The organism is uncultured Bradyrhizobium sp. (assembly GCF_936943645.1).
In the GTDB taxonomy this organism is placed as follows: domain Bacteria; phylum Pseudomonadota; class Alphaproteobacteria; order Rhizobiales; family Xanthobacteraceae; genus Bradyrhizobium.
The window spans coordinates 16,315-41,781 of record NZ_CAKZJO010000084.1 but is presented as its reverse complement, the minus strand read 5'-3'; the positions used below and the strand labels follow the sequence as shown (position 1 = coordinate 41,781).

The 25,467-nt window shown below is 64.9% G+C and carries 22 protein-coding genes and 1 pseudogene; 13 read left to right on the top strand and 10 right to left on the bottom strand.

Going from position 1 to position 25,467, the window contains the following annotated elements; genetic code table 11:
* Positions 1–12: 12 nt before the first annotated feature.
* From Q0743_RS34305 to Q0743_RS24265, 4 genes and pseudogenes are all read right to left on the bottom strand, one after another.
* Positions 13–1,293 carry a TRAP transporter large permease gene (locus Q0743_RS34305; RefSeq protein WP_367184938.1) on the bottom strand — a complete coding sequence of 427 codons (1,281 nt, stop codon included), beginning with the start codon at positions 1,291–1,293 and terminating at the stop codon, positions 13–15.
* 219 nt (positions 1,294–1,512) lie between these two features.
* Positions 1,513–1,989, bottom strand: a pseudogene (locus tag Q0743_RS34300) (TRAP transporter small permease); the annotation flags it as partial.
* A gap of 154 nt (positions 1,990–2,143) precedes the next feature.
* A complete protein-coding gene (locus Q0743_RS24270) occupies positions 2,144–3,145 on the bottom strand; it encodes a DctP family TRAP transporter solute-binding subunit (protein ID WP_298244011.1) in 1,002 nt (333 codons plus the stop codon).
* A 200-nt stretch (positions 3,146–3,345) separates the two neighbouring features.
* Positions 3,346–4,116, bottom strand: a complete 771-nt coding sequence (locus Q0743_RS24265; protein ID WP_298244010.1) for a methyltransferase domain-containing protein — start codon at positions 4,114–4,116, stop codon at positions 3,346–3,348.
* Positions 4,117–4,279: 163 nt separating this feature from the next.
* Here Q0743_RS24265 and Q0743_RS24260 point away from each other — a divergent pair, with 163 nt between their 5' ends.
* From Q0743_RS24260 to Q0743_RS24245, 4 genes are all read left to right on the top strand, one after another.
* A complete protein-coding gene (locus Q0743_RS24260) occupies positions 4,280–5,023 on the top strand; it encodes an SDR family oxidoreductase (RefSeq protein ID WP_298244009.1) in 744 nt (247 codons plus the stop codon).
* A 136-nt stretch (positions 5,024–5,159) separates the two neighbouring features.
* Positions 5,160–5,336 carry a hypothetical protein gene (locus tag Q0743_RS24255; protein WP_018322718.1) on the top strand — a complete coding sequence of 59 codons (177 nt, stop codon included), beginning with the start codon at positions 5,160–5,162 and terminating at the stop codon, positions 5,334–5,336.
* Between the two features lie 121 nt (positions 5,337–5,457).
* Positions 5,458–5,889: a pyridoxamine 5'-phosphate oxidase family protein gene (locus tag Q0743_RS24250; protein ID WP_298244008.1), complete on the top strand. Its 432-nt coding sequence runs from the start codon at positions 5,458–5,460 to the stop codon at positions 5,887–5,889.
* 12 nt (positions 5,890–5,901) lie between these two features.
* A complete protein-coding gene (locus tag Q0743_RS24245; RefSeq protein WP_298244007.1) occupies positions 5,902–6,177 on the top strand; it encodes a hypothetical protein in 276 nt (91 codons plus the stop codon).
* Positions 6,178–6,216: 39 nt separating this feature from the next.
* Here the strand turns inward: Q0743_RS24245 and cax are convergent, their stop codons facing one another.
* The gene (cax, locus tag Q0743_RS24240) at positions 6,217–7,317 is read right to left on the bottom strand and encodes a calcium/proton exchanger (RefSeq protein WP_298244006.1); all 1,101 of its coding nucleotides are present in this window, start codon (positions 7,315–7,317) and stop codon (positions 6,217–6,219) included.
* 325 nt (positions 7,318–7,642) lie between these two features.
* Positions 7,643–8,704: an isocitrate/isopropylmalate family dehydrogenase gene (locus tag Q0743_RS24235; protein WP_298244005.1), complete on the bottom strand. Its 1,062-nt coding sequence runs from the start codon at positions 8,702–8,704 to the stop codon at positions 7,643–7,645.
* Positions 8,705–8,877: 173 nt separating this feature from the next.
* On the opposite strand from Q0743_RS24235, the gene Q0743_RS24230 reads away from it, so the two are divergent.
* Positions 8,878–10,266 (top strand): MFS transporter, encoded by a 1,389-nt coding sequence (locus tag Q0743_RS24230; protein WP_298244004.1) that lies wholly within the window; start codon positions 8,878–8,880, stop codon positions 10,264–10,266.
* A gap of 5 nt (positions 10,267–10,271) precedes the next feature.
* Here Q0743_RS24230 and Q0743_RS24225 read toward each other — a convergent pair whose 3' ends face one another.
* The gene (locus Q0743_RS24225) at positions 10,272–11,894 is read right to left on the bottom strand and encodes a B12-binding domain-containing radical SAM protein (protein ID WP_298244003.1); all 1,623 of its coding nucleotides are present in this window, start codon (positions 11,892–11,894) and stop codon (positions 10,272–10,274) included.
* A gap of 312 nt (positions 11,895–12,206) precedes the next feature.
* On the opposite strand from Q0743_RS24225, the gene Q0743_RS24220 reads away from it, so the two are divergent.
* Genes Q0743_RS24220 through soxA form a run of 7 tightly spaced genes read left to right on the top strand, consistent with a single transcriptional unit; the run spans position 12,207 to position 18,198 of the window.
* Positions 12,207–12,656, top strand: a complete 450-nt coding sequence (locus tag Q0743_RS24220; protein ID WP_298244002.1) for a (2Fe-2S)-binding protein — start codon at positions 12,207–12,209, stop codon at positions 12,654–12,656.
* A 12-nt stretch (positions 12,657–12,668) separates the two neighbouring features.
* Positions 12,669–14,855, top strand: coding sequence for a molybdopterin cofactor-binding domain-containing protein (locus Q0743_RS24215; RefSeq protein ID WP_298244001.1), 2,187 nt, complete (start codon positions 12,669–12,671; stop codon positions 14,853–14,855).
* 57 nt (positions 14,856–14,912) lie between these two features.
* Positions 14,913–16,184 (top strand): NAD(P)/FAD-dependent oxidoreductase, encoded by a 1,272-nt coding sequence (locus tag Q0743_RS24210; RefSeq protein WP_298244000.1) that lies wholly within the window; start codon positions 14,913–14,915, stop codon positions 16,182–16,184.
* Positions 16,177–16,629 carry a sulfur oxidation c-type cytochrome SoxX gene (soxX, locus tag Q0743_RS24205; protein WP_298243999.1) on the top strand — a complete coding sequence of 151 codons (453 nt, stop codon included), beginning with the start codon at positions 16,177–16,179 and terminating at the stop codon, positions 16,627–16,629. Before Q0743_RS24210 ends, soxX begins: the two co-directional genes overlap by 8 nt.
* Before the next feature lie 8 nt (positions 16,630–16,637).
* Entirely contained in the window at positions 16,638–17,105 is a 468-nt protein-coding gene (locus Q0743_RS24200) for a SoxY-related AACIE arm protein (protein ID WP_298243998.1), read from the top strand.
* Positions 17,105–17,422, top strand: coding sequence for a thiosulfate oxidation carrier complex protein SoxZ (soxZ, locus tag Q0743_RS24195; protein ID WP_298243997.1), 318 nt, complete (start codon positions 17,105–17,107; stop codon positions 17,420–17,422). Before Q0743_RS24200 ends, soxZ begins: the two co-directional genes overlap by 1 nt.
* Complete coding sequence (gene soxA / locus Q0743_RS24190; RefSeq protein WP_298243996.1) at positions 17,419–18,198, top strand: sulfur oxidation c-type cytochrome SoxA; 780 nt, start codon at positions 17,419–17,421, stop codon at positions 18,196–18,198. The genes soxZ and soxA overlap by 4 nt, the downstream gene beginning before the upstream one ends.
* A 52-nt stretch (positions 18,199–18,250) precedes the next feature.
* On the opposite strand, the gene Q0743_RS24185 is transcribed toward soxA, so the two are convergent.
* The 3 genes from Q0743_RS24185 to Q0743_RS24175 all read right to left on the bottom strand — a co-directional run bounded on the left by Q0743_RS24185 (position 18,251) and on the right by Q0743_RS24175 (position 21,784).
* A complete protein-coding gene (locus Q0743_RS24185; RefSeq protein ID WP_298243995.1) occupies positions 18,251–19,903 on the bottom strand; it encodes a regulator in 1,653 nt (550 codons plus the stop codon).
* Positions 19,900–20,613, bottom strand: a complete 714-nt coding sequence (locus Q0743_RS24180) for a cysteine hydrolase family protein (RefSeq protein ID WP_298243994.1) — start codon at positions 20,611–20,613, stop codon at positions 19,900–19,902. The genes Q0743_RS24185 and Q0743_RS24180 overlap by 4 nt, the downstream gene beginning before the upstream one ends.
* 217 nt (positions 20,614–20,830) lie before the next feature.
* Positions 20,831–21,784 (bottom strand): hypothetical protein, encoded by a 954-nt coding sequence (locus Q0743_RS24175; protein WP_298243993.1) that lies wholly within the window; start codon positions 21,782–21,784, stop codon positions 20,831–20,833.
* 165 nt (positions 21,785–21,949) lie between these two features.
* On the opposite strand from Q0743_RS24175, the gene Q0743_RS24170 reads away from it, so the two are divergent.
* Positions 21,950–25,426 (top strand): indolepyruvate ferredoxin oxidoreductase family protein, encoded by a 3,477-nt coding sequence (locus Q0743_RS24170; RefSeq protein WP_298243992.1) that lies wholly within the window; start codon positions 21,950–21,952, stop codon positions 25,424–25,426.
* Positions 25,427–25,467 lie beyond the last annotated feature (41 nt).

The window sequence follows — 25,467 nt, the reverse complement described above, 5'->3', positions numbered from 1 at the left end:
CCGCTTACTTCTCTACATCCCCAGCAATCGCGGCAGCCACAGCGACAGGCCGGGCCAATAGGTCACTACCGCCAGGAAGCACAGCATCGTCAGCAGCCATGGCCACACCGCGACCGTGAGCTCGGTGATTCCCATCTTGGCGATGCCCGAGGCCACGTAGAGATTGAGGCCGACCGGCGGATGGCACAGGCCCACCTCCATGTTGACCGTCATCAGGATGCCGAAATGAATGGGGTCGATGCCGAGCTTGGCCGCGACCGGAAACAGGATCGGCGCCATGATCAGGATGATCGAGGACGGCTCCATCACATTGCCGGCCACCAGCAGCAGCAGGTTGACCAGCAGCAGGAAGCCGATCCATCCCAGACCCTGATCGATCATCCATTGCGCCAGCGCCTGCGGCACGTTCTCGTAGGTCATCAGGAACGAGAACAGCACGGCGTTGGTGATGATGTAGAGCAGCATCGCCGAGAGGTTTGCCGACGACAGCAGCACCCGCGGCACGTCCCGCAGCTTCAGGTCCTTGTAGATGAACACCGCGACGATGAAGGCGTAGACCGCGCTGACGGCGGCGGCCTCGGTCGGCGTGAACAGGCCGCTGTAGATGCCGCCGATCACGATCACGATCAGCAGGATGCCCCAGATCGACTTGCGGAACGCATCGACGCGCTGCATGAACGTCGCCTTCGGCATCCGCGGATAGTCGTTGCGCCAGGCCCGATAGAAGGTCGTGGCCCCGAGCAGGAACGCGAGCACAAGCCCCGGTATGATGCCCGCGATGAACAGCTTGCCCACCGAGCTGTTGGTCGAGACGGCGTAGAGCACCATCGGGATCGACGGCGGAATCAGAATTCCGAGCGAGCCCGACGTCGTGATCACGCCCGCGCCGAACCGCTTCGGAAACCCTTGCGCGACCATCGCCGGCAGGATCACCGAACCGATCGCCACCACGGTCGCCGGCGAGGAGCCGGAGATCGCGGCAAACAACGCGCAGGCGACCACCCCGGACAGCGCCAGACCGCCATACCAATGGCCGACCAGCGAGGTTGCGAAGGTGATCATCCGCCGCGCCACCCCGCCATGGGTCAGGAAATTGCCGGCGAGGATGAAGAACGGGATCGCCATGATCTCGAAATTCTCGATGCCGGTAAACAGCTTCAGCGCCACCGATTCGGTTCGCACGTCGGTCAGCGTGAACATGAAGCTGAGCACGGTGAGACCGAGCGCGATCGAGATCGGCATGCCCGTCAGCATCAACGAGAGCAGGAGCGCGAAGACGACGACGACGCGCAGACCCTGCGGCAGCGTGATGACGTGGCCAGCATGCGCAAAGCAGATGGCGACGATCAGCACCGGCAGCAGCATCAGGATCCAGCCGAGCGGGCTGCGCTCGTCCCGGACCACCTGGGTCGGCGTCACCGGCGCCGGATGCACCGGGTCCACCTCGACGCCTTCGACGCCGGCCATGTCGTGATGCGGCAGTTCGCCGGTGCGATAGAACGACCAGGCGACCTGCAGGAAGCGGAAGCACATCAAGCCGGAGCCGAGCGGAATGGTGAGGTACACCATCCACATCGGGGCTTCCAGATCGTTGGACTGCTGGCCGGTCTGCCACATCTGGCCGACGAAGGCGGCACCGAAATAGGCAACGATGGCGGTGAAGAGCGCGCCGCATAGAAGACCGAAGGTGATGACGCGCCGGCGCGATCCGCCGGGAAGGATGTTGACCAGCACGTCGACGCCGACATGGATGCCGGTCCGCACGCCGTAAGCGGCGCCGAACTTCGCCATCCAGATGAACATGTAGATGCAGAGCTCCTGCGCCCAGGAGAGGTCGAGCGCCGCAAGCCAGACGAACGTCGCGCGCGCCGGCACGGCCAGGAAAGCCAGGTTGCGGGCTTCCGCCCATTTGGCGATGTCGATCGACAGCCCGGCGCCGTAACGGTGCAGCACGGCAACGAAGATGAGCGACGTCGCGGCCGCGATCATCGTCGCGATCAGCCATTCCTCGAGATGGTCGAGCACACGGTTCAGCACACGCAGCAACTTGGTCCCCCCAGCATCGGCTCGTCATTCTGATGCGAAACGGCCGGGAGTGTGATCACCCCCGACCGTTCGTGTTGTTCTTATTGGGCCGCGGCCGTCAGTTCATCTTGACGTCGAGTTCCTTGGCGACGAGATCGAGCACCTCCTGCCCGACTCGCCCCTTTGCCCATTTATACGTCGGCTGCATCGCTTCCTGCCACGCCTTGCGATCGGCATCGGTCAGATAATGCAGATTGGTCTTTCCGGTCTTCTTGATCGCGACCAGCGCGTCTTCGTTCTCCTGGTGCGCGATCTGGTTGGTGTAGTCGGTCGCGTCCGCCATCGCCTTGTCGAGCTGGGTTCGAATGTCGGGTGGCAGGCCCGACCAGAACTTCGAATTGACGATCACGGCATATTGCAGATGCGCGTGATAGGACACGGTGATGTCCTTCTGCACCTCGTAGAATTTCTGCGTCAGATAGTTGGACGCGGTGTTCTCGCAGCCGTCGACCACGCCGGTCTGCAAAGCTTGATAGACTTCGGAGAACGCCATGATCTGCGGGATCGAGCCGACAAGGCGGAAATACTGGTCGGCGACCTTCGAGCCGGAGATGCGGAACTTGAGGCCCTGGAAGTCGGTCGGCTTTATCAGCGGGCGATTAGAGGAGACCATGTGGAAACCATTGTCCCAATAGGCGAGCCCGGTGATGCCCTTGGCCTCCAGCTTCTGGAACAGCCACTTGCCGACCGTACCCTTCATCGCATTCGCATAGGTCTGGTCATCCTTGAACAGCCAGGGGAGGTCGAGCGCTTCGAACTCCTTGACGCCGAGCGGCGCGAACTTCGCGGTGGAGGGAGCGAGCATCTGCACGGAGCCGAGCTGCAGCGCCTCGATCTCCTCCTTGTCCTTGTAGAGCGTGGAGTTCGGGTACACTTCGACCTTGACCTTGCCGTCGGTGTATTTCTCCGCAAGCTCCTTGAACTTCAGCGCGCCTTTGCCTTTCGGGGTGTCGTTGGCGACGACGTGGCTGAACTTGATGACGATCGGAGTCTGAGCCTGGCCAACGGCAGGAGCGAGAACGAGCGCGGCCGCCGCGACCGCGAGAAGCAGTTTGCGCATGAAGACCTCCCCAACAACCCCAGACAAACCGGGTGCCTTTTTCTTTTCCGGTTTGAGTAGTGGCAGTAATCCGCGAGCCGAACAACTAGACCTAAGCCCAATTTGCCGCAGCCAAGTTATCTTGACGAGCGCTGTTAACGCAACCTCGCACCCGCACCCGTCCCGGGGAACGAGCGCTTATGCCGCATTGCGGCAGCGCATCAATCCTTGCGCTGGGCGACCATGAACAGACGGCGGAACGGGAACAGGGTCTGCCCCGCCGCATTCTTCGGATAGGCCTTCGCCACGCGCGCGCCATAGGCGGCTTCAAATGCGACCTTCTCGTCTCCCTCCAGCACGTCGAGATAGCGCGTCAGCCAAGTCCCCTTGGTCCATTCCTTGACCGGGTTCTCGCCTTCGAGCACCTGCAGATATTCGGTCTCCCAGATGTCGATATTGGCCGACATCGGCGCGAGAAGATCATGATAACAGGCCGGCCCCTCGACCGGCGGCGGCGTGACGAGGTGCTCGACCTTGGAGCGCCACGGACCGTCGAGCGCGGTCTCGCCGATCAGCACATGCGACGGCGCCAGGAAGTTGCGCGGCATCTGCACCGCAAGCATGCCGCTAGGCTTCACCTTCTCCATCACCGAGGGAAACAGTGCCGCATGATTGGGCAACCAGTGCAGTGCGGCATTGGAATAGATCAAGTCGTATTGCCTGCCGGGGCGCCAATGGCCGAGATCCTCATGTGACCATTCCACCTCGGGCGCAGCCTTGCGGCCGGCGGCGACCATCTCGGCCGAGCCTTCGACGCCTGTTACGCTCGCCTCCGGCCATCGCTCCTTGATCAGCTTCGTCACGTTGCCGGCGCCCGCGCCGAGATCGGCAATCGTGCGCGGGCCAAAATCCGGGATCCGCATCAGGAGGTCCACAGCAGGCCGGAGCCGATGGCCGGAGAATTTCAGATATTGCTGCGGATCCCAGACCATCGCTCAACGCCTTTTCTTTTTGCTGTTTCCTTCGCCAAGGCTCTTGTCCTTGGTCAAGGCTCTTGGTTACCACTGCTCGTCCCGGTCGGGCAAATCGCCCCGAGCGGGACGGGACGGGAACGAGCAGCAACAAGCAAGAAAACAACCAAGAGAGCGTGCGACCATGGACCTCGGGCTCAAATCGAAAACCGCAGTCGTCACCGGCGCGAGCATCGGCATCGGCCGTGCCATCGCCAAGGGCCTGGCCGCCGAAGGCGTGCGCGTCGTCGGCGTGGCGCGGCGCACCGACCTGCTTGCAGAGCTGGTGAAGGAGGTCGGTGGCGGACTGATCACGCCGCTCGAGCAGGACGTCATGGCGAAGGACGCGGCGGAGCGGATCGCGGCCTTCGCGGTGAAGGAGCTCGGCCATGTCGACATCCTCATCAACAATGCCGGCGGCAGCCGTCCCCTCCCCGTCGATGCGCCCGACAGCAAATGGGACGAGGCGATCGCGCTGAACTTCACCAGCTACCGCCGCATCGCGCATGCCCTGCTGCCGCAGATGATCGCGCGCAAATGGGGCCGCATCGTCAACATCACCGGCAAGTCCGAGCCGGAAGGCCTCAACGCCGCCTTCGCTGCCAAGGCCGCCGTACACGCCTGGGCCAAGGGCCTGTCGCGCGAGATCGGCGAGCACGGCATCACCATCAACTGTATCCCGCCCGGCCGCATCATGAGCGAACAGATCCGCCGCAACTACGCACCCGACTATCGCGAGCGGTTTGCGGAAGAGGAGATCCCGGTCGGCTATTGGGGCGAGCCGGAGGATCTGGCAGCGCTCGCGGTGTTTCTGGCGTCACCTGTCGCAAGGTACATCACGGGGACAGTGATCCCCGTGGATGGGGGCCTGCGGCGGTATCAGTTTTAGAGGCACACTCGCTGGGAATGATGGGAACGCCCGTATCATCTGCATTCGCGAGCAGCGGGTTCCGCGCAAAGCGTCGGTTCGATGCAGGAACGGTCGGTCGGCCAACACGTTGTCTCCTATATAGAAGGAGAAAACCATGAGCGTTGAAGGCAAGATCAAGGAAGGCGCAGGTTACATCAAGGAAGAGATGAACGAGCACGGCAAGGATCCCGAGAGTCAGCGCAAGGCTCAGGAGGGGCGCGACCTCCGGAACGAGGGCCGGATGGAAGACGGCAAGCCCCCGAAGACCACAAAGCCCGGCACCGGCCACTAGTCCGATCCGATTCAGAACCGCCTCCGACCGCCGTCGGGGGCGGTTTTAGTTTGGAGCCTGGAGGGGCGCAGGAACATGGGCCTGATCCCGTCGTTGCTCCAGCCTCACTCGAGGAAAGTTCATGTCCAGGAAACCGCTCGCCGAGATCGCGAAAGAAATGGCCGGGATCGACATCGCCATTCTTTCCACCCATACCGAGAACGGCGAGATCGCCAACCGTCCGATGAGCAACAATGGCGATGTCGCCTATGACGGCACGTCCTACTACTTTGCGTATGAACAGACGCGCACCGTCTCGGACATCCAACGAAACCCGAAAGTCGCGCTCGGGTTTTCGTCAGAAGCGGGCCTTTTTTCGAACGGCATCTATGTCGCCGTCGAAGGGACCGCCGAATTGATCCGGGACAAGGCGGCCTTCCAGCAACATTGGACCAGCGATCTCGACAAATGGTTCGACCGCGGCATCGACACGCCGGGCATCGTGCTGATCAAGGTCAAGGCGAGCCGCGTCACGTATTGGCAGGGTAACCAAGAGGGTCAAGTCCGGCTCTGATCGGCACGGTCGATGCGGCGTTTCCTTCAGTGGTTCTTCCGCAATCGCGAAACAGGCGCCATCACCATCGCGCAATGGCCCAATCTTCTGCTTTGGATCGTGCTCGTCGCAGGCGTTCTGCTCTGGCTCTGGCCTTCCGCAGGCAAGGCGAGCGTCGGCTTGACCATCGTCGTGAAAGGCGGACTCATCATCTGGGGCGCGGACGAGATCATCCGCGGCGTCAACCCTTGGCGGCGCTGTCTCGGCGCTGCCGTGATCGTCTACGAACTCGTGACCCTCCTGCCGTGAACGTGAACATGAGTGATCGGCAACGCCGCTCGGCGTACGTCATCCCTGTCCCGCCGGCGGGACCACATACAGCGTCAGCGCGAACACTGCGTAGATGAAGACCATCAGCGCGCCGACGAACCATGCCGAGCGTCCGCTTGCCGTGATGAAGGCCGACGTGACCGTCGCAATCATCACCATGGTCACGGCTCCCGGCCAGAACTGCAGGTCCAGCGGCTTCGGCCCCACGACATAGCTGAGCAGCACCAGCGCGGGCGCAACGAACAGCGCGATCTGCGAGGCGCTGCCGAGCGCGATGCTGACGGCCATGTCGAGCCGGTCCTTGCGGGCCGCGCCGAAGGCCACGGCAAATTCCGCGGCGGCGCCGACCAGCGAGACGACGATGAAGCCGACGAAGGCCGGGCTCATGCCGAAGGTCTCCGCTGCCTTCTGCACCGATTCCACGAAGATCTCGCTGACGAGCGCGACCAGCACCGTGACGACCAACAGCGTGCCCACGGCTACTCCGATCGGCCAGTGCGCCTCCTTGTCGTCGCCGTGATCGGCGCTTGCGAACAATTCCTTGTGCGTCACCAGCGAGAACCACAGGCCGAGCGCGTAAGCGAAGATCAGCAGGATTGAAATGCCGAGGCTCAGCTTGTTGAGGACGGCCCCGCCCTGCGGCAGATGCTCGAGATCGGCGACCGCCGAAGGCGCAAGCAACGCCACGGTCGCCATCAGCAGCAGGCCGGACGAGAGCCGCGCGCCGGCGCGGTTGTACTCCTGCACGTGGTAGCGCAGGCCGCCGAGCAGCAGGCAGGCCCCCAGCATGAAAACCGCGTTGGTGACGATCGCGCCCGCAATCGAAGCCTTCACGAGCATGTACTGGCCGGCGCGCAGCGCCGTGATGGCGATGATCAGCTCCGTCAGATTGCCGAGCGTGGCATTGAGCAGCCCGCCGACAGCATCGCCGGTTTTTGCAGCAACCGCTTCGGTGGCATGGCTGAGCAGAGCCGCCAGCGGCACGATGGCAAGCACGGCCAGCACGAACAGCAGCGTGTGCGAATGCGGCACCGCCGCCTCGGCCACCAGCACGATGGGGACGAACACCAGCATCCAGAGCAAAGGTGTATTCCGGATCTCCCTGAGCAGAGTTCGCATGTCGGCCCCCTTCCATCGGTACGCTCATGGAAAGGTCCGCGGACGTGCTCCGGGAGTATTGATCTGGCTCAACGGGAGGCTGGCAGATGCGCCCCGCCACGCGGCCTGACGAGCACATCGCGGAGGACGAAAGCGCGCTTTGGCCCACCCCCGCTCGCAACCAGTGCCTCGGTGTTTTGCCCGACGGGTCAACTTCATCGCCGCCGCGAATGTCGCTGCAACGTGCTTTCAAAACCCCTTATGGATCAAGGGCCTTCTACTGTGCATGGGGTTGTTTTTCGATTTTTTGCTTGGCCCCCGAGCAAAAAAAAGTACACCCAGCCTCTCACCCCGCCTGCAGGATCTCCGCAATCGCCGCGCCCGCGGCGATGGTGCCGAGCTTGCCGCCGACGTCGCGTGTCGCGCGGCCCTCGCCGATCGATCTGGCCACCGCCGCCTCGATCGCGCGCCCGGCCTCTTCGTAGCGGACGGCGCCGGTCCTCTCGCCGTGCCAGCCGAGCAGCAACGCGGTCGACAGGATCAGCGACACCGGATTGGCGACGTCCTGTCCGGCGATATCGGGCGCCGAGCCGTGCGCGGCCTGCGCCATGGCGTAGCGGTCGCCGACATTGAGCGAACCGCCGAGGCCGAGGCTGCCGGAGAGCTCGGCAGTGAGATCGGACAGGATGTCGCCGAACATGTTGGTGGACACGATGACGTCGAAACGGTCGGGGTTGCGCACCACATGCGCCATCATGGCATCGACCAGGATGTCGTCGACGGCGAGCCCGGGATAGTCCTTGGCCGCCGCGCGGCAGATGTCGAGGAACATGCCGTCGCCGATCTTGAGCACATTGGCCTTGTGCACGATGGTGAGGTGCCTGCGCCGCTTCATCGCCAGCCGGCAGGCGGCGTGCGCGATGCGCTCGCAGCAGAGGCGCGTGATCCGTCGCAGCGAGATCACGACGTCTGATGTGACCAGCATCTCGCCATTGCCTTGCTCCAGATTGCGATCGGCATAGAAGCCTTCGGTGTTCTCGCGAACCACGACGAGGTCGAAGTCGCCGAGCCGGCCGGGCCGCCCCGCATAGGTGCGCGCCGGCCTGACATTGGCGTAGAGGTCGAGGTTCTTGCGGAAGTGCTTGGACGGATTGATCTCGCCATGCGCCTCGTCCTTGAAGTCGAAGGTCGCGGTCGGCCCCAGGATCAGGCCGTCGGCGGCGCGGACGATGTCGAGCAGCTCGGGGCGCACCGTCGTGCCAAACTGTTTCAGGCTGGCATGCCCGACCGCATGCTCCTCCAGCCGAAGGTTGAGCTGGAAGCGCTCGGAGGCCGCACGCAGCACGCCCGTTGTCGCGGTCGTGATCTCGGGTCCGATACCGTCACCGGGCAGAACGACGATTTGCATGGCGTTTCCCCTGAATTTGCAATCGCGCCGCGATCATACGCCGGCACGCGGCCACATCGCCTTCCCTTCGCGCATACACAGCATGCAAGCATATGCCTGTGGAAGGTGGCCCCACCGTAGTACATGCCGGATGTCCCTCTTGAGCCGCGCCGCCGGAGCCACGCGCCCACGCAATGACAATCACGTTACCCGCCGCCGCGCGCGAGCCCGACCACCCCGTCACCGATGGACTTCCGGCGGCCCAGCGTCGCTGGGCGATCGCGGCGATCTTCACCGCGCTGGCGATGGCTTCGCTCGACACCGCGATCGCCAACATCGCGCTGCCCGCCATTGCCGCCGATCTGCACGTCTCGCCGGAGCAGTCGGTGTGGGTCGTCAATGTCTACCAGATCGCGCTGGTGGCAACGCTGCTGCCGCTCGGGGCGCTCGGCGAGATCGTCGGGCACCAGCGGATCTATCTCGGCGGCCTGATCCTGTTCACCATCGCCTCGCTGCTCTGCTCGGTGGCGTGGTCGCTGGACAGCCTGCTGGTCGCCCGCACGCTGCAGGGCCTCGGCGCCAGCGGCATCATGAGCGTCAACACCGCGCTGGTGCGCTTCGTCTATCCCGGCAGGATGCTCGGCCGCGGCTTCGGTCACAACGCGCTGGTGGTCGCGACCGCCTTCACGTTCGGGCCGTCGATTGCGTCGGCCATCCTCGCGATCGGGCCGTGGCCGTGGCTGTTTGCCGTCAACATACCCTTTGGCCTCATCGCCATCGGCATCGGCGTTGCGATGCTGCCGAAGACGCCGCGCGCCGATCACGGTTTTGATTTTCTCGGCGCGGTGCTGGCATCGGCCTGCCTCGGCCTGTTCATCACCGGCATCGGCAGCGCCGCGCACAATCTGTCGCCGGTGGTCGTGGGCATCGAGCTGGTCGCCGCGCTCGCGCTCGGCTTCATCCTGACCCGCCGGCACGCCGACCATCCGGCGCCAATGCTGCCGATCGACCTGTTCGCGCGGCCGATGTTCGCGCTGTCGGCAGCGACGGCCGTCTGCTCCTTCGCCGTGCAGGGCCTCGCCTTCGTCTCGCTGCCGTTCTACTTCGAGGACGTGCTCGGGCGCTCGCAGGTCGAGACCGGCTTGTTCATGACGCCATGGCCACTGGTGGTCGGCATCATGGCGCCGATCGCGGGGCGCCTGTCCGACCGCCACGCGGTCGGCCTGCTCGGCGGCATCGGCCTCGTGCTGCTCGGCCTCGGCATGGCGCTGCTCGCGATGCTGCCGTCCAATCCGGCCATTCCCGATATCATCTGGCGGATGGTGATCTGCGGCATGGGTTTTGGTTTTTTCCAGGCGCCCAACATGAAAGCCGTGATGTCCAGCGCGCCGCCGCACCGTAGTGGCAGTGCTTCCGGCATCGTCGCCACCGCGCGGCTGACGGGGCAAACGACGGGGGCAGCGCTCGCCGCCGCCTGCTTCGCACTCGCGGGCCACGACGGCGCGACGGTGGCGCTCGCGCTTGGAGCGGGCTTCGCCGCGCTCGGCAGCGTGATGAGCTTCTTGCGGCTGGCGGTGAAGTAAGCCCTTCAGACCGGGTGCCGGGCAGCGGTCGCGTCGATCGTCGCAGCGGCCGGGATGACCGCCTCGTCATCGAGCGCGGCGAGGCGCGCGTCGATGGCATCGATGACCTTGCGCGAGAACGGCCCGAGATGCGCATAGGCCGCGATCATCTGCACCGCGATGCGCGCCGACGAGGTATCGCGCTTGGCGCAGTTCATGAAGGTCTGCCACAACGGCCCGCGCGCCTCGGGGATCGCGGTGATCACGCGATGCACGGTCTCCATCGCCCCGACCCGCGAGCGGATGTCGCCCTCCGCAAGCTCGTGACGCTGCCGCGAGCGGTCGAGCAGCGTCATCAGCTTGTCCACGCGTCCGGCATAGGCGGCCGGGCTATAGACGCGCTCCAGCACGGTCCTGTAGTCCATCAGGATATCCCGCAACGGCCGCACCGGATCGAAATTGATGCCGCTGGTGCACTGGTCGCCGCCTTTCGTCGACGCCAGATCGTGGTCGGCGTGCAGCCGTCCCTCCTTCTCCAGTCGCCGCGTCAGCTGCGTGTTGGGCAGCGCATAGAGCAGCCCGACCATGGCGACGGGGATCGCGGCCTCCTCGATGAAATCGATCATCGCCTCGGCCATCGAGACCTTCTCGTTGTCGAAGCCGACGATGAAGCCGGCGGTGACCAGCATGCCCGCCGCGTAGATCTTGTGGATGCTCTCGGCGATGTTGCGCCGCGTGTTCTGCTTCTTGCGCATCGCGACCAGCGTCGCCGGATCCGGGCTTTCGATGCCGACGAAGATGCCGAAGAAATTAGCCGCGCCCATCAGTTCCAATAGCTCGGGATCGTCGGCGAGATTGACCGAGGCCTCGGTCGACAGCTCGAAGGGATAGTTGTGGGCGCGCTGCCATTCGGCGAGCTGGGGCAGGAACTGGCGCAGCGACTTCTTGTTGCCGATAAAGTTGTCGTCGACGAAGTCGAGATGGCCGCGGTAACCCATCTGGTAGAGCGTCTCGAGCTCGACGAACATCTGCTCGGTCGTCTTGGTCCTGGGCACGCGGCCGTAGAGCTCGATGATGTCGCAGAACTCGCAGGTGAACGGACAGCCGCGCGAATATTGTACACCGAGATAGAGATAGTCTTCGAACCTCAAGAGGTCGAAGCGCGGCACCGGCGTCCTGGTGACGTCGGCCTGGAATTTCGGCGCGGTGAACACGCCGGAGCGCTGTCCGTTCTCCCAGGCCGCGATGAACTCGTCGATGACGCCCTCGGCCTCGCCGAGCACCTGGAAGTCGGCCTTCTCGTAGATGTGGGGGCTGGAGGTCGGATCGGGACCGCCGACGACGACCGGCTTGCCGGCCGCGCGGCACTGCTCGATCAGGCGCAGGGTGTCGGCCTGCTGCGGCAACATGCCGCCGGTGAAGACGACATCGGCCCAGGCGAGATCCTCGTCACCGAACGCTTGCGTGTTGCAGTCGATCAGCCGGATGGTCCAGCTCTGCGGCAACATCGCAGCGACCGTGATCAGGCCGAGTGGAGCCGCAGGCCGCCGAACGCCCATCAGCTTGCAGGATTCGCCAAAGCTCCAGAACGACTCCGCCGTGAACAGCGGATAGAGCATCAGCACATTGCAGGGGCTCGGCACGATCATGGAACTCCTAAAAGCGTCGCCCCAGTGTAGCAAAGCATCGCGGCGTTGCACCCCGACAATGGTGGCAAACTTCGCCGATAGATGCGACGGGAACATGCCGGGCGTCGCCTCAGACCGCGTCCCTGGCGGCGAGAGAGGATCTCGCTCGGGCCGGGCTCGTTCCGGCCGCGACACCGCTCCTCCCATCATCTTCCCATGCCGCGAAAATATTCGGCATCGACCCCTCGGACTGTTGATTTGAACAGTTCCAGTTTGCCGGACAGATTGCGCCCCGGAGTTCAATCGGTGGATTGGGCCAATCAGGGGACTGCGATGGCAAACCTAATAATCAACGGAAAAACCTTCACCCTCGACGTCGAGCCGGATACGCCACTGCTCTGGGCGATCCGCGAGAATGCCGGCCTGACCGGCACCAAATACGGTTGCGGCATTGCACAATGCGGCGCCTGCACCGTTCACATCGAGGGCGTTGCCACCCGCTCCTGCGGCGTCTCGGTCAGCGAGGCCGAGGGCAAGAAGATCACCACGATCGAGGGACTTTCTTCGGGCGACACGCTGCACAAGGTGCAGGAGGCCTGGATTGCCCAGGACGTGCCGCAATGCGGCTATTGCCAGAGCGGCATGATCATGGCGGTGGCGGCACTGCTGAGCGAGAAGCCGAAACCGACCGACGCCGATATCGACGAAGCCATCACCAATATCTGCCGCTGCGGCACCTTCCAGCAGGTGCGCGAAGCGATCCACACGATCGCAAGCGCTTAAGGGAGCCGCCCCATGAACAAGCATGTTTCTCCCAAGATGAACCGCCGCGCCTTCGTCATCGGCAGCGCCACGCTGGGTGCAGGCCTTGCTATCGGCCTCGACATCCCCTTCGGTGGCCCCGCCGTGGTCCGTGCGGCCGACGGCTCGCCGGAAATCGGCGCCTGGGTCGTGGTCAGGCCCGACGACACCGTGGTGATCCGCATCGCCCGCTCCGAGATGGGCCAGGGCTCGCTGACGGGCCTTGCCCAGCTCGTCGCCGAGGAACTCGAATGCGACTGGACCAAGGTCACGACAGAATATCCGACGCCGGGCCAGAGCGTCGCCCGCAAGCGCGTCTGGGGCGATTTCTCCACCGGCGGCAGCCGCGGCATCCGCTCCTCGCAAGACTATGTCCGCAAGGGCGGCGCCACCGCGCGCGTAATGCTGATCCAGGCCGCCGCCGACGCGTGGAAGGTGCCGGCCTCCGAATGCGCCGCCGAGAACAGTGTCATCACCCATAAGCCCTCGGGCCGGACCACGACCTACGGCAAAGTGGCTGAGGCTGCGGCAAAGCTGACGCCGCCGGCCGAGGTCAAGCTGAAGGATCCCAAGGACTGGAAGCTGATAGGCAAAGGCGTGAAGCGGCTCGACACCGTCGACAAGACCACCGGCGCCATGATCTACGGCGCCGACGTCAAGCTGCCGAACATGCTGAACGCCGCGATCAAGGACTGCCCGGTGTTCGGCGGCAAGCTCAAGAGCTATGACGAAGCCAAGATCGCCGGCATGAAAGGCGTCAAGAAGGTCGTCAAGGTCGGCGACACCGCGGTCGCCGTGGTCGCCGACACCTGGTGGCACGCCAAGACCGCGCTGGAGGCATTGCCGATCGTCTGGGACGAAGGCGACAACGCAAAAGTCTCCAGCGAGTCGATCGCGAAATGGCTGGCGGAGGGCCTCAACAACGATCAACCGGCCTATGTCGGCAACAAGAACGGCGACGCCAAGGCGGCAATTGCGAGTGCGGCGAAGAAGATCGAGGCCGTCTACTCCTATCCCTACCAGAACCACGCCACGATGGAGCCGATGAACGCCACCGCGCTCTACACCGCGGACAAATGCGAGGTCTGGTGCGGCACGCAGAACGGCGAAGCGGCGTTCGCCGCGGTGCTGGAGGCCTCAGGCCTGCCGGCCGACAAGTGCGACGTCCACAAGGTGATGCTGGGTGGCGGCTTCGGCCGTCGCGGCCAGACCGACTATGTCCGCCAAGCCGTGATGATCGCCAAGCAGATGCCGGGCACACCGATCAAGCTGTTGTGGTCGCGTGAAGAGGACATGGCCCACGGCAGGTATCACCCGATCACCCAGTGCAAGATGACCGGCGCGTTCGATGCCAACAACAATCTGGTCGCGCTGCACTACCGCCTGTCCGGGCAGTCGATCCTGTTCTCGCTGCGCCCCGAAGCGCTGCAGAACGGCATGGACCCCGCGGCATTCCAGGGCGTCGCCCAGTCGGGCGAGGCCGCGTTCGGCTATTCGGTGCCGAACCTGCTGGTCGAGCATGCGATGCGCAACCCGCACGTTCCGCCCGGCTTCTGGCGCGGCGTCAACGTCAATCACAATGCGATCTACATGGAGTGCTTCATGGACGAGCTGGCCCAGGCCGCAGGCCAGGACCCGCTCGAATTCCGCCGCAAGCTGATGGGCAACCATCCCAAGCATCTGGCGGTGCTCAATGCGGTCGCCGAGAAGATCGGCTGGGACAAGCCGGCGCCGCAGGGCGTCTATCGCGGCATCGCCCAGGTCATGGGCTATGGCAGCTATGTCGCCGGCGCCGCCGAGATCTCGGTGACCGACGGCAACAAGATCAAGGTGCATCGCATCGTCGCTTCCACCGATCCCGGCTACGTCGTCAATCCGGCGCAGGTGGAGCGGCAGATCGCGGGCTCCTTCGTCTATGGCCTCTCCGCGCTGTTCTACGGCGGCTGCACCGTCAAGGACGGCAAGATCGAGCAAACCAACTTCGACACCTATAACTCGATGCGCATCAGCGAGATGCCAAAGGTCGAATCGGTGATGGTGCCGAGCGGTGGGTTCTGGGGCGGTGTCGGCGAGCCCACCATCGGCGTCGCAGCGCCCGCCGTGCTCAATGCGTATTTCGCCGCGACGGGCAAACGCATCCGCTCGGTGCCGCTGCGCGACCAGAACATCACCTTCGCCTGAGAAACTCCGCGGCGGTCACGACGGCCGCCGCGGCACACTTCCTTTTGGACAAGCCTCATGAATGTGCCGGTGACACGGCGGAATGCCGTTCTCGGCATCACCGCCGCGGCCACATCGCTCGCCACACCTTCGATCCTGCGTGCGCAATCGGCAGGCCGCATCGTCGTGATCGGCGGTGGCTTCGGTGGCGCGGCCTGCGCGCGTGCGCTCAAGCGCGCCGACACGAAGCTGCAGGTTGCGCTGATCGAGCCGAACAAGGTCTTCACCTCCTGCCCGTTCAGCAACGAGGTGATCGCCGGCCTGCGCGAGATGGAGGCGCAACAATTCGGCTATGACAAGCTCGCCGCCGACGGCATCACCGTGATCGGCCAGGCGGCCGCGAAGATCGAGCCGCAGCAGCGGAGCGTCACGACGGCCGATGGCACAGTGTTGACCTATGATCGTCTCGTGCTCTCGCCCGGCATCGACTTCCATGGCGAAGCCCTGCCCGGCTACGACGACGCCGCATCGGAGAAGATGCCGCACGCCTGGAAGGCCGGCGCACAGACATTGCTGCTGCGCAGGCAGCTGGAAGCGATGGCCGATGGCGGCACGGTCGTCATTGCCATCCCGGCCAATCCCTCGCGCTGCCCGCCGGCACCCTACGAGCGCGCCAGCCTGATCGCGCATTACCTGAAGATGAAGAAGCCGCGCTCGAAAGTACTGATCCTCGATGCCAAGGATAGTTTCTCCCAGCAGCGGCTGTTCGAGAAGGCGTGGAAGGAGCTCTACGGCGACATGATCGAGCGCATCGGCTTGTCGCAGGGCGGCCGCGTCACCTCGGTCGATCCGGCGACCATGACCATCGTCACCGAATTCGGCAATTACACGCCTGACGTCGCCAACGTCATCCCGCCGCAGCGTGCAGGCCGCATCGCCGAGATCGCGGGTGCGGCGGACCACACCGGCTGGTGTCCGATCGATCCTGTGACGTTCGAGTCAAAACTCGTCAAGAACATCCATATCATCGGCGATGCCTGCCTCGGCGGCGGCATTCCCAAATCGGCGTCGGCCGCAAGCGGTCAAGGCAAGGCCTGCGCCGCGGCCATCGCGAGTCTCCTTGCCGGCCGCGCCCCAGAGGCGCCGCGGCTCACCGGCGTCTGCTACAACATCGTTGCCCCCGGTTACGGATTTTCGCTCGCCGGCAATTACCAGCCGAAGGGCGACATCTATGCCGAGGTCGAGGGCGGCGCGACCAGCCCGGTCGATGCGCCGCGCGAGTTGCGGGCCCGCGAAGCGACTGAGGCGGAGCGCTGGTTTCAAACCCTCACGGCGAACACCTTTGGCTAGAGCATCCGTCCATATCGCTGCGCTGATCGCCGCAAGTCTCGCTCTTTCGTGGACTGCACGCGCGGAAGGGCTTGTCCCCTTTGAGATCATCGGCGATGGCATTCCAATCTCGCTCACCGGCGCGCCCGGCGAGGCTGCGCGGGGACGGGCGCTGGTGCTCGCGCGCACCACGACCTGCATCCTCTGCCATTCCGGCCCATTCCCTGAAACCCGGTTCCAGGGTGATCTCGCGCCCGACCTCACCGGCGCCGGGAACCGCTGGACGGCAAGCCAGTTGCGACTTCGACTGGTCGATGCGTCGCGATTCAACGCACAGACCATCATGCCGTCCTACTATCGCAACGACGGCCTCGTGCGCGTAGGCCGCAATTTCACCGGCAAGCCGATCTTGTCGGCCGCGGAGATCGAGGACATCGTGGCCTTTCTTGCAACGCTTCGCGACTAGGACTGTTCATGCCAACCACGCGACGACAATTTTTGAACCTTGCCGGAGGTGTGACGGTCGCCGGGACGATCCCCATCGTCACCCTGCGTCCGCTTCACGCAACGCCCGCAATGCTCAACAACGCGATCCGCAACGTCGTCGGCGAAGCACAGATTCGGACCGGCAGGGTGAAGCTCGACATTCCACCGCTGGTCGAGAACGGCAACACGGTCCCGATGACGGTGAGCGTCGCGAGCCCGATGACGGCTGACGAATACGTCAAGAGCATCCACGTCTTCAACGAGAAGAACCCGCAGCCGAACATCGGCAATTTCTATCTCACCCCCTCCTCCGGCCGGGCCCAAATCTCGACCCGGATCCGTCTCGCCGACACCCAGAAGGTGGTCGCGATCGCCCGCCTGTCCGACGACACCCTCCGGCAGGTCGCCGCCGACGTCGTCGTGACGCTGGCCGCCTGTACCGAGGAGATGAATTGATGGCCGCGCTCATCAACGTTCCCGCCAAGGCCAAACGCGGCGATGTCATCGAGATCCGCGCGCTGACCTCGCACATCATGGAGACGGGCTTTCGCCACACAGCCGACGGCAAGCTTGTGCCGCGCGACATCATCACGAGCTTCACCTGCCGCTACAACGGCACCGAGATCTTCCGTGCCGATCTGTTTCCGGCGATCGCCGCGAATCCATACTTGTCTTTCTTCACCGTGGCCAAGGAGAGCGGCAAGTTCGAGTTCGAATGGATCGGCGACAACGGCTATTCGTCCACCGCATCGGCATCGATCACCGTCGAATGAGCGATTGGCGCGCGATAGCGGCGGCGGCATTGTTCGCCGCGGCCCCGGCCCTGCTCGCCGGCGAAATTCCGCCCGATGCGCGCCGGTCCGGCTATTCCTTCATGGGGCCGGAGACGCGCGCGATGCAGGATGACGACACCTCCAATCCCGGCATGCTGTTCGTGCTCGACGGCGAGGCGTTGTGGGCCAAGAAGACCGGCAGCGCGGAGAAAGCCTGCGCGGATTGCCATGGCGATGCGCGCGGCAGCATGAAGGGGGTCGCGGCGCGCTACCCGGCCATCGACAAGGCGCTCGGCCGCCCCGTCACGCTCGACCAGCGCATCAACCTCTGCCGGGCCAATCACCAGCAGGCCACGCCCCTGCCTTACGAGAGCCGCGACCTCCTGGCGCTTTCCGCTTTCGTCGCCCATCAATCGCGCAGTGTCGCGATCACCGCTGGCGATGATCCGCAGGCAAGGCCCTTCGTCGAGCAAGGCCGCGACCTGTTCATGCGGCGGGAGGGGCAGCTCAACCTCGCCTGCACCAATTGCCACGACGACAATTTCGACAGGCGCCTCGCGGGCGCACCGATCACGCAAGGACAGCCCACCGGCTATCCGCTCTACCGGCTGGAATGGCAAACGCTGGGCTCGCTGGAGCGGCGCTTGCGCAGCTGCATGAGCGGCGTGCGCGCCCAGGCCTATGATTACGGCTCGCCCGAGCTGGTCGCGCTCGAGCTTTATTTGATGTCGCGGGCACGCGGCCTGCCGATGGAGACGCCTGCTGTGCGGCCCTGAAGCGAAAGCGGCCGGCACTTGCCGGCCGCTTCGCGGAAGTTCGCGCCGTCTTCTACTCCGCCGGCGCGGCCGACATTTCCGGATGCGCGGCATAGGGTGCGCTGGTGCCGAGCCTGCTGGCCGCGAACAGGCCGGCGGACATCACGGCGTAGGCGAGCGCAACCGCGGGCGTGACGCCGAAGCCACCGCCGATGCCGACGGCCTCGCCGTGCATGAAGCCGAAATAGGTCAGGACCGCACCGACCAGCGCGAAGGCGGACGCCTTCTCGAAATCGCGCTCGATGACGAAGACACCGATCGCACCGAGAATGAGGCCGCCGAGGATGGAGCCGCCGCCCATCACTTCGAGGCCGTGATAGAACACGCCCTGCTGCGGCAGCGCGGCGATCGCGGCAGCTTTGACGGCGTCGGCCTTGTCGGCGGCCATGCCGCCGACACTCGCCGCCGCATTCATGGTCGAGCCCAGCATGGTGTCGATCTGCAGCTTGGCCCAGGCGGCCAGATGCGGCGTCAGCGCCAGCACGATCGCGGGCGCGTGCTTGACCGGCGTGGTCTGGAACGCCTGCGCGCCGATCAGCATGCCGATGTAGAGCAGGATCGGCGAGATCGCGACGACTGGCACGAGCGCCAGCAGTACCGAGATGATGCCGAACCAGGCCAGCACGATCACCATGAGGCCGGTCGCGGCCGAATAGCCGATCCGGCCGCCCATCGCCTTCCAGCCGGGATGGCCGATATAGACGGCGTTGATGAAGGGATTGCCCATCAGGCAGCCGACCAGGCTGACAACGCCGTCGGCGGTCAGCACGCGCGTGGTCGGATATTCGTCGCCGGCGGCTTCCGCGCTCTCGACATTGTCCATGGCCTCGACGAGGTCGTAGATGCCGAACGGAATCGCTGTGACGAGAATGACGCCCAGGAATTCGAAGCCGGAGAACACGTAGCCGACGGCGGGAATCGGCACCGAGAAGCCGAAATTGGCGAAAGCTGCGCCGACGCCCGCGACGCTCAATCCGCCGAGGCCGAGCCCGAACAGGTTCGATCCCCAGGCGATGATCATGCCGGCGGCGATGGCGACGAGGCCAGCAGGTATGCCGCGCCAGTATTTGACACCGCCGAACCAGCTCACGAGGATGATGGCGAAGCAGACGAGGCCGATCTGCGGCGTCATGTACATTTCCAGCGCCGGCCGCATCGAGATGAAGGTGACGGAAACGCCGGCGAGCGTGCCGAGCAGCGCCGCGCGCGGCGTGATTTTTCGAATGAACGGAGCAATGAAGCCGCCGATCATCAGGATGAAGCTCTGGAAGAACACCCAGACGAGCCCCGCCGACCAGCCCTTGAGCGGATCGCCCGTCTTCAGCGTGATCGGCAGCATGATCACGAAGGTGACGATGAACATGTGCGGCACGCTGACGCCCGAGGGTAGCGCGCAGACGTCATCGCGGCCGGTCTTCTGTGCGAGGCGATAGGCGAGATAAGCGTAGTAGAAGGTCGACAGGCACATCATCAGCCCGAGCGCGGGCAGGATGCGGCCGAACACGAGGCTGTCAGGCATCTTCAGAACGAAACGCAGCAGGCCCGTGAGCACCAGCATGTTGACGAGGATGTTGGTGCCGAAGCCGAAAAACGCGTTCCAGTCGCCCGATGTCCAAAGTGCCGGCTTGAATCCGGGTTTGCCGGCCGTCCCCGTCAATGTGCTCATGATGTCACCCCTGAAATGGTCGAAGTCTTCATTGCCTCCAAGACTTCGGCGGAGCCCGCGACCCAGCCGAAAATGCCGCCCTGGGCCTTGATCATCTTCAGGCCCATCTCGTGAAACTCGGGGAAGTAGGACGCGCAACCGTCGGAGATGACGACGCAGCGGTAGCCGCGGTCGTTGGCCTCGCGCACGGTGGTGTTGACGCACACCTCGGTGGTGACGCCGCACACCAGGAGATTCTCGATGCCGTATTTCTCCAGCACGTCCGTGAGCTCGGTGGCGTAGAACGCGCCCTTGCCGGGCTTGTCGATCACGATCTCGCTGTCGAGCGGATAGAGCTCGGGGATGATGTCATGGCCGGCCTCGCCACGAATGAGAATGCGGCCCATGGGACCGGGATCGCCGATCCGAAGGCTCGGCGCGCCGCGTTCGACCTTTGCGGGCGGCGCGTCGGAGAGATCGGGCAGATGGCCCTCGCGGGTGTGGATCACCAGCATGCCGGTGTCGCGCGCGGCTTGCAGCACCGCGCCGATCGGCTTCACCGCGCGCGCGAGCTGGCTGACGTCATTGCCGAGTGTCTCACCGAAGCCGCCGGGCTCCATGAAGTCGCGCTGCATGTCGATGATGAGAAGCGCGGTAGCAAGCCAGTCGAGCCTGATCGGCTCGGGCTCGGCGCCGATGACGCCCCATGTCCGCTTGCTCGAGTCCAGCATGACGCCCGCCCCTCGCGAGAACTCTCTTTGTCAGGAGTTCTGCAAGCGCCGTGCCATTGTGTACAATTGCGATGGAGCGCCGTTCGCTGGGGAATTCGTTGTGCAGTCAGAAACTTACGCCGAAGATCGGTGTATGCTCATTCGCTGTGCGACGGCTTTGCGAACGGCATTTGCCTAAGGGATGGGCGGTCTCGCGTGTGGCGACGACACCTTGCGGCTACCGCGCCGCCCCATACAGCCGCCGATACTCTTCCTCATACGGCGCATAGGACTCCTTCAGCGTCGCCATGTTCAGCAGCATGGTCGCGACCACCGCGCCGGCCTTGTCGAACACCCGCGTCCTGGCCCAGGCGCTTTCGGTGCGGCGGCTGCCGGAGAGCGCGACCACCTCACGCTCGACCTCGTACTCCTCACCCTCGAACAGCGGCCCCTTCATCAGCCGGATCTCCTGGTCGGCGAACAGGCCGACGGCCGGGCCCTTGGTGGGCAACGGATCGTCCTTGGAGCGGTACTGGAACAGCACGCTCAGCATCTCCATTGGAATGATCGGCTTGCCCCACGGATTGTCGGCGCCGGAATAATAGGGCGAGTTCTCGGTGATGACGGCAAGCTTCTGGCGCAGCGAGAAGGGATAGAGGTCGCCCATCATCTGGTCGAACGCCATCCGCACCGTCTGCCGCTTGCTCGTGTGCGCGACCTTCACATCGCGCAGGATCACGGGGTCGGTGAGCGGCTTCAGTTCGCCCAGGCGTGCCTCGAGCGCGGTTGCAGCACGCGATTCACCGACGGATGCGGTGCCGCGCAGCACCTCGGTGCCGTCGCGCTTGACCATCTGGATCTGGCACTGGCTCGTCCCCTGCAGCGGCTTCAACAGGATCGCCTGCACCTCCTCGCCCTCGTAGCAGACGCTGCGGTAATGCGCCGACAGGCAGCCGGTCTCGAACCAGGCTTGCCCCCACAATCGCGCGCCGAGCGGAGCGAACTGGCTGAAATGGGTGGGCCCTTCGATCGTGCCGCCCTTGAAGCCGAGCTTCTGCGCGGTGGCGTCGTCGTGGATGGAGGCGTGCGCGTCGTAGGTTTGCGCCTGAAGCATCTGGCGCGGCTGGCGCCACGGCCCGATCAGGGCCTCGGCTGTCTCGGTGATCTCAGTCTCGAATGCGTTCGCAGCCATGATGTCCTCCACAGACAGCCATGACTAGCAGGAGCGCCACGGATGCGGCTAGCCGTATTGACTTCGCCCACCCATGCTTTTGACTGCAACCATCCGCTTCGCAAGCCGCGTCTCTTTTCGCGGCGCAAAATCCCCGCCAGACCAAGAAGAACAAGGACTTCCGAAATGACGCTGTTGCAGGTCGAGCTGGACGACAAATACCGGCTCGAATCGAAGCGGATCTTCCTGTCCGGCACGCAGGCTCTGGTGCGACTGCCCATGTTGCAGCGCGAACGCGACCGGCTCCAGGGGCTCAACACCGGCGGCTTCATCTCCGGCTATCGCGGCTCTCCGCTTGGCATGTACGATCACGCGCTGTGGCGCGCGAAGTCGCACCTCCAGCAGCACGACATCGCCTTCGTCCCCGGCCTGAACGAGGATCTGGCGGCGACCGCCGTCTGGGGCAGCCAGCAGGTCGGGCTGTTCCCCGGCGCCAAGGTCGATGGCGTCTTCGGCATCTGGTACGGCAAGGGTCCCGGCGTCGACCGCTCGGTCGATGCGCTCAAGCATGCCAATGCGGCCGGCACCTCGCGCAATGGCGGCGTGCTGGCGCTGGCCGGCGATGACCATGGCTGCCAGTCCTCGACGCTGGCGCATCAGAGCGAGCAGGTGTTCGCGGCGGCGCTGATCCCCGTAATCAATCCGGCAACGCTGCAGGATTATCTCGATCTCGGCCTCTATGGTTTTGCGCTGTCGCGCTTCTCCGGCTGCTGGGTCGGCTTCAAGGCCATCAGCGAAACCGTGGAAAGCTCCGCGTCGATTGACAGCGATCCCAAGCGCATCAAGATCGTCATGCCCGATGATTTCGAGATGCCGCCCGGTGGCCTCAACATCCGCTGGCCCGATCCGCCGCTCGAGGCCGAGAAGCGCCTGTTCGGGCCGAAGATGGCCGCGGTGCAGGCCTTCGCCCGCGCCAACCAGCTCGACCGCATCGTGCTCGACTCCAAGCCGGCGCGGCTCGGCATCGTCGCCACCGGCAAGGCCTATCTCGATCTGCGCCAGGCGCTGGCTGACCTCGGCATCACCGACAAGGACGCGCAGGATCTCGGCCTGCGCATCTACAAGGTCGCACTGACCTGGCCGCTGGAGGAAAGCGGCGCCAGGCGGTTCGCCGAAGGGCTTCAGGACGTGCTCGTGGTCGAGGAGAAGCGCGGCTTCATCGAAGACCAACTGATGCGCATCCTCTACAACATCGACGCCTCGAAGCGCCCGACGATCACGGGCAAGCGCGACGAGCGCGGCGCACCGCTGTTGCCGAGCGAGGGCGAGCTGACGCCGACCATCGTCGCCGGCGCGCTGGTGGCGCGCTTGCGCAAGCTCGGCCATCACAGCCCGGTGCTGGAGCAGCGCCTCGCCCGGCTCGAGGCCTTCGACAATCCCGTCACCACGAGCACGCAGATCAAGCTCGCGCGCACGCCGTTCTTCTGCTCGGGCTGTCCGCACAACACCTCGACGCGCGTGCCCGAGGGCAGCCGCGCCATGGCGGGCATTGGGTGCCACGGCATGGCTCTGAGCATGCCGACCCGCCGCACTGACCTGATCTCGCATATGGGCGCCGAGGGCGTGAACTGGATCGGCCAGTCGCCCTTCACCAGCGAGACGCACATCTTCCAGAATCTCGGCGACGGCACCTACACCCATTCCGGGCTTCTCGCCCTTCGCGCGGCATCGGCGGCCGGCATCAACATCACATACAAGATCCTCTACAACGACGCCGTGGCGATGACCGGCGGTCAGCCGGCCGAAGGCGCCTTCAACGTCGCGCAGATCGCGCACCAGGTCTGGGCCGAGGGCGTCAAGCGGCTCGCCATCGTCTCGGACGACCCCGGCAAGTACCCGGCCGGGAATTACTTCCCGCAAGGCGCGACCATCCACCACCGCCGCGAGCTCGATGCGGTCCAGCGCGAGCTGCGCGACGTCAAGGGTCTTAGCGTCATCGTCTACGACCAGACCTGCGCCGCGGAGAAGCGTCGCCGCCGCAAGCGCGGGCTCTATCCCGATCCTGCCAAGCGCGCCTTCATCAACGAGCTGGTTTGCGAAGGCTGCGGCGATTGCTCGCAGGCCTCCAACTGCGTCTCGGTGCAGCCGCTGGAAACCGAGTTCGGCCGCAAGCGCCAGATCGACCAGTCGAACTGCAACAAGGATTTTTCCTGCGTCGAAGGCTTCTGCCCGAGCTTCGTCACCGTGCATGGCGGCACGCTGAAGCGGATGAAGACCTCGGCGGTGGATTCCGGCCAGCTGTTCGCCGATCTGCCGCTGCCGCCCGCGCGCGAGCTTGACGGCCCCTACAACATCCTCGTCACCGGCATCGGCGGCACGGGCGTCATCACCATCGGCGCGCTGCTCGGCATGGCCGCCCACGTCGACGGCCGCGGCTGCTCCGCGCTGGATTTCACCGGCCTGTCGCAGAAGAACGGCGCGGTGATGAGCCATGTCCGCATCGCGCCGAGGCCGGAGGACATCTCCGCGGTCCGCATTACCACCGGCGGCGCCGACGTCATCCTCGGCTGCGACATGATCGTCTCGGCAGGTCCCTCCGCGCTCAGCCGCGCCGAGCGCGGCGTGACCAAGGCGTATATCAATGCGGACCTGCAGCCGACCGCGAGCTTTGTGCAAAACCCCGACCTCGACTTCGAGATGGGCACGATGCAGACCGTGCTGCGCGACGCCATCGGCGACAAGAACCTCGACATCATCGACGCCACCGGCATCGCCTCAGCGCTGATGGGCGACAGCATCGCGACCAATCCCTTCATGCTCGGCTTTGCCTTCCAGAAGGGCGCGATCCCGCTGTCGCTGGAGGCCCTGCTCCGCGCCATCGAGATCAACGGCGCCGCGATCGAGATGAACAAGCTCGCCTTCACCTGGGGCCGCCTCGCCGCCCACGACATGTCGCGGGTGCGCAGTGTGCTGCAGTTCAAGAGCCGGGCCGCCGCGCCGACCAAGTCGCTCGACGACATCATCGCGACCCGCGCCGAATTCCTGACCTCCTATCAGGACAAGGCTTACGCCGACCGCTATCTCGCGGCCGTCGCCAAAGTGCGCAAGGCCGAGAGTGCGGCGTCGCCCGCGTCCACGGAGCTGGCCGAGGCCGTCGCGAAGAACCTGTTCAAGCTGATGTCGTACAAGGACGAGTACGAGGTGGCCCGGCTCTATACCGACGGCAGCTTTGCCAGGAAGGTGTCGGAGAAGTTCGACGGCGACTTCACGCTGAAATACCACTTGGCCCCGCCGATCTTCGCCAAGCGCGACAAGACGACGGGACGTCTCCAGAAGCAGGAATTCGGCGGCTGGATGCTCCACGCCTTCCGCGTGCTGGCGAAGCTGAAATTCCTGCGCGGCGGCACGTTCGATCCGTTCGGTCGCACCGAGGAGCGCCGGACCGAGCGCAAGCTGGTCGCGGATTACCTTGCGATGATCGATCAGCGGATGACCGGACTGAAGGCCGAGCAGATCCCGCTGCTGGCACGGCTCGCCCGCGTGCCGGAGACCATCCGCGGCTTCGGGCACGTCAAGGAAGCCAATGTCAAATTGGCGGCAGCCGAAAAGGCGCGGCTGGAGGCGGAGCTGGAGAACAGCCGCTTTGCCGCGGCGGCGGAGTAGCAGTTAGGCGCGAGCCCCTCTCCCCGTCATTGCGAGGAGCC

Coding starts and splice junctions, on each gene's coding strand:
- Q0743_RS24270 (WP_298244011.1), bottom strand. CDS start 3,145: ATGCGCAAACTGCTTCTCGCGGTCGCGGCGGCCGCGCTCGTTCTCGCT.
- Q0743_RS24265 (WP_298244010.1), bottom strand. CDS start 4,116: ATGGTCTGGGATCCGCAGCAATATCTGAAATTCTCCGGCCATCGGCTC.
- Q0743_RS24260 (WP_298244009.1), top strand. CDS start 4,280: ATGGACCTCGGGCTCAAATCGAAAACCGCAGTCGTCACCGGCGCGAGC.
- Q0743_RS24255 (WP_018322718.1), top strand. CDS start 5,160: ATGAGCGTTGAAGGCAAGATCAAGGAAGGCGCAGGTTACATCAAGGAA.
- Q0743_RS24250 (WP_298244008.1), top strand. CDS start 5,458: ATGTCCAGGAAACCGCTCGCCGAGATCGCGAAAGAAATGGCCGGGATC.
- Q0743_RS24245 (WP_298244007.1), top strand. CDS start 5,902: ATGCGGCGTTTCCTTCAGTGGTTCTTCCGCAATCGCGAAACAGGCGCC.
- cax (WP_298244006.1), bottom strand. CDS start 7,317: ATGCGAACTCTGCTCAGGGAGATCCGGAATACACCTTTGCTCTGGATG.
- Q0743_RS24235 (WP_298244005.1), bottom strand. CDS start 8,704: ATGCAAATCGTCGTTCTGCCCGGTGACGGTATCGGACCCGAGATCACG.
- Q0743_RS24230 (WP_298244004.1), top strand. CDS start 8,878: ATGACAATCACGTTACCCGCCGCCGCGCGCGAGCCCGACCACCCCGTC.
- Q0743_RS24225 (WP_298244003.1), bottom strand. CDS start 11,894: ATGATCGTGCCGAGCCCCTGCAATGTGCTGATGCTCTATCCGCTGTTC.
- Q0743_RS24220 (WP_298244002.1), top strand. CDS start 12,207: ATGGCAAACCTAATAATCAACGGAAAAACCTTCACCCTCGACGTCGAG.
- Q0743_RS24215 (WP_298244001.1), top strand. CDS start 12,669: ATGAACAAGCATGTTTCTCCCAAGATGAACCGCCGCGCCTTCGTCATC.
- Q0743_RS24210 (WP_298244000.1), top strand. CDS start 14,913: ATGAATGTGCCGGTGACACGGCGGAATGCCGTTCTCGGCATCACCGCC.
- Q0743_RS24200 (WP_298243998.1), top strand. CDS start 16,638: ATGCCAACCACGCGACGACAATTTTTGAACCTTGCCGGAGGTGTGACG.
- soxZ (WP_298243997.1), top strand. CDS start 17,105: ATGGCCGCGCTCATCAACGTTCCCGCCAAGGCCAAACGCGGCGATGTC.
- soxA (WP_298243996.1), top strand. CDS start 17,419: ATGAGCGATTGGCGCGCGATAGCGGCGGCGGCATTGTTCGCCGCGGCC.
- Q0743_RS24185 (WP_298243995.1), bottom strand. CDS start 19,903: ATGAGCACATTGACGGGGACGGCCGGCAAACCCGGATTCAAGCCGGCA.
- Q0743_RS24180 (WP_298243994.1), bottom strand. CDS start 20,613: ATGCTGGACTCGAGCAAGCGGACATGGGGCGTCATCGGCGCCGAGCCC.
- Q0743_RS24175 (WP_298243993.1), bottom strand. CDS start 21,784: ATGGCTGCGAACGCATTCGAGACTGAGATCACCGAGACAGCCGAGGCC.
- Q0743_RS24170 (WP_298243992.1), top strand. CDS start 21,950: ATGACGCTGTTGCAGGTCGAGCTGGACGACAAATACCGGCTCGAATCG.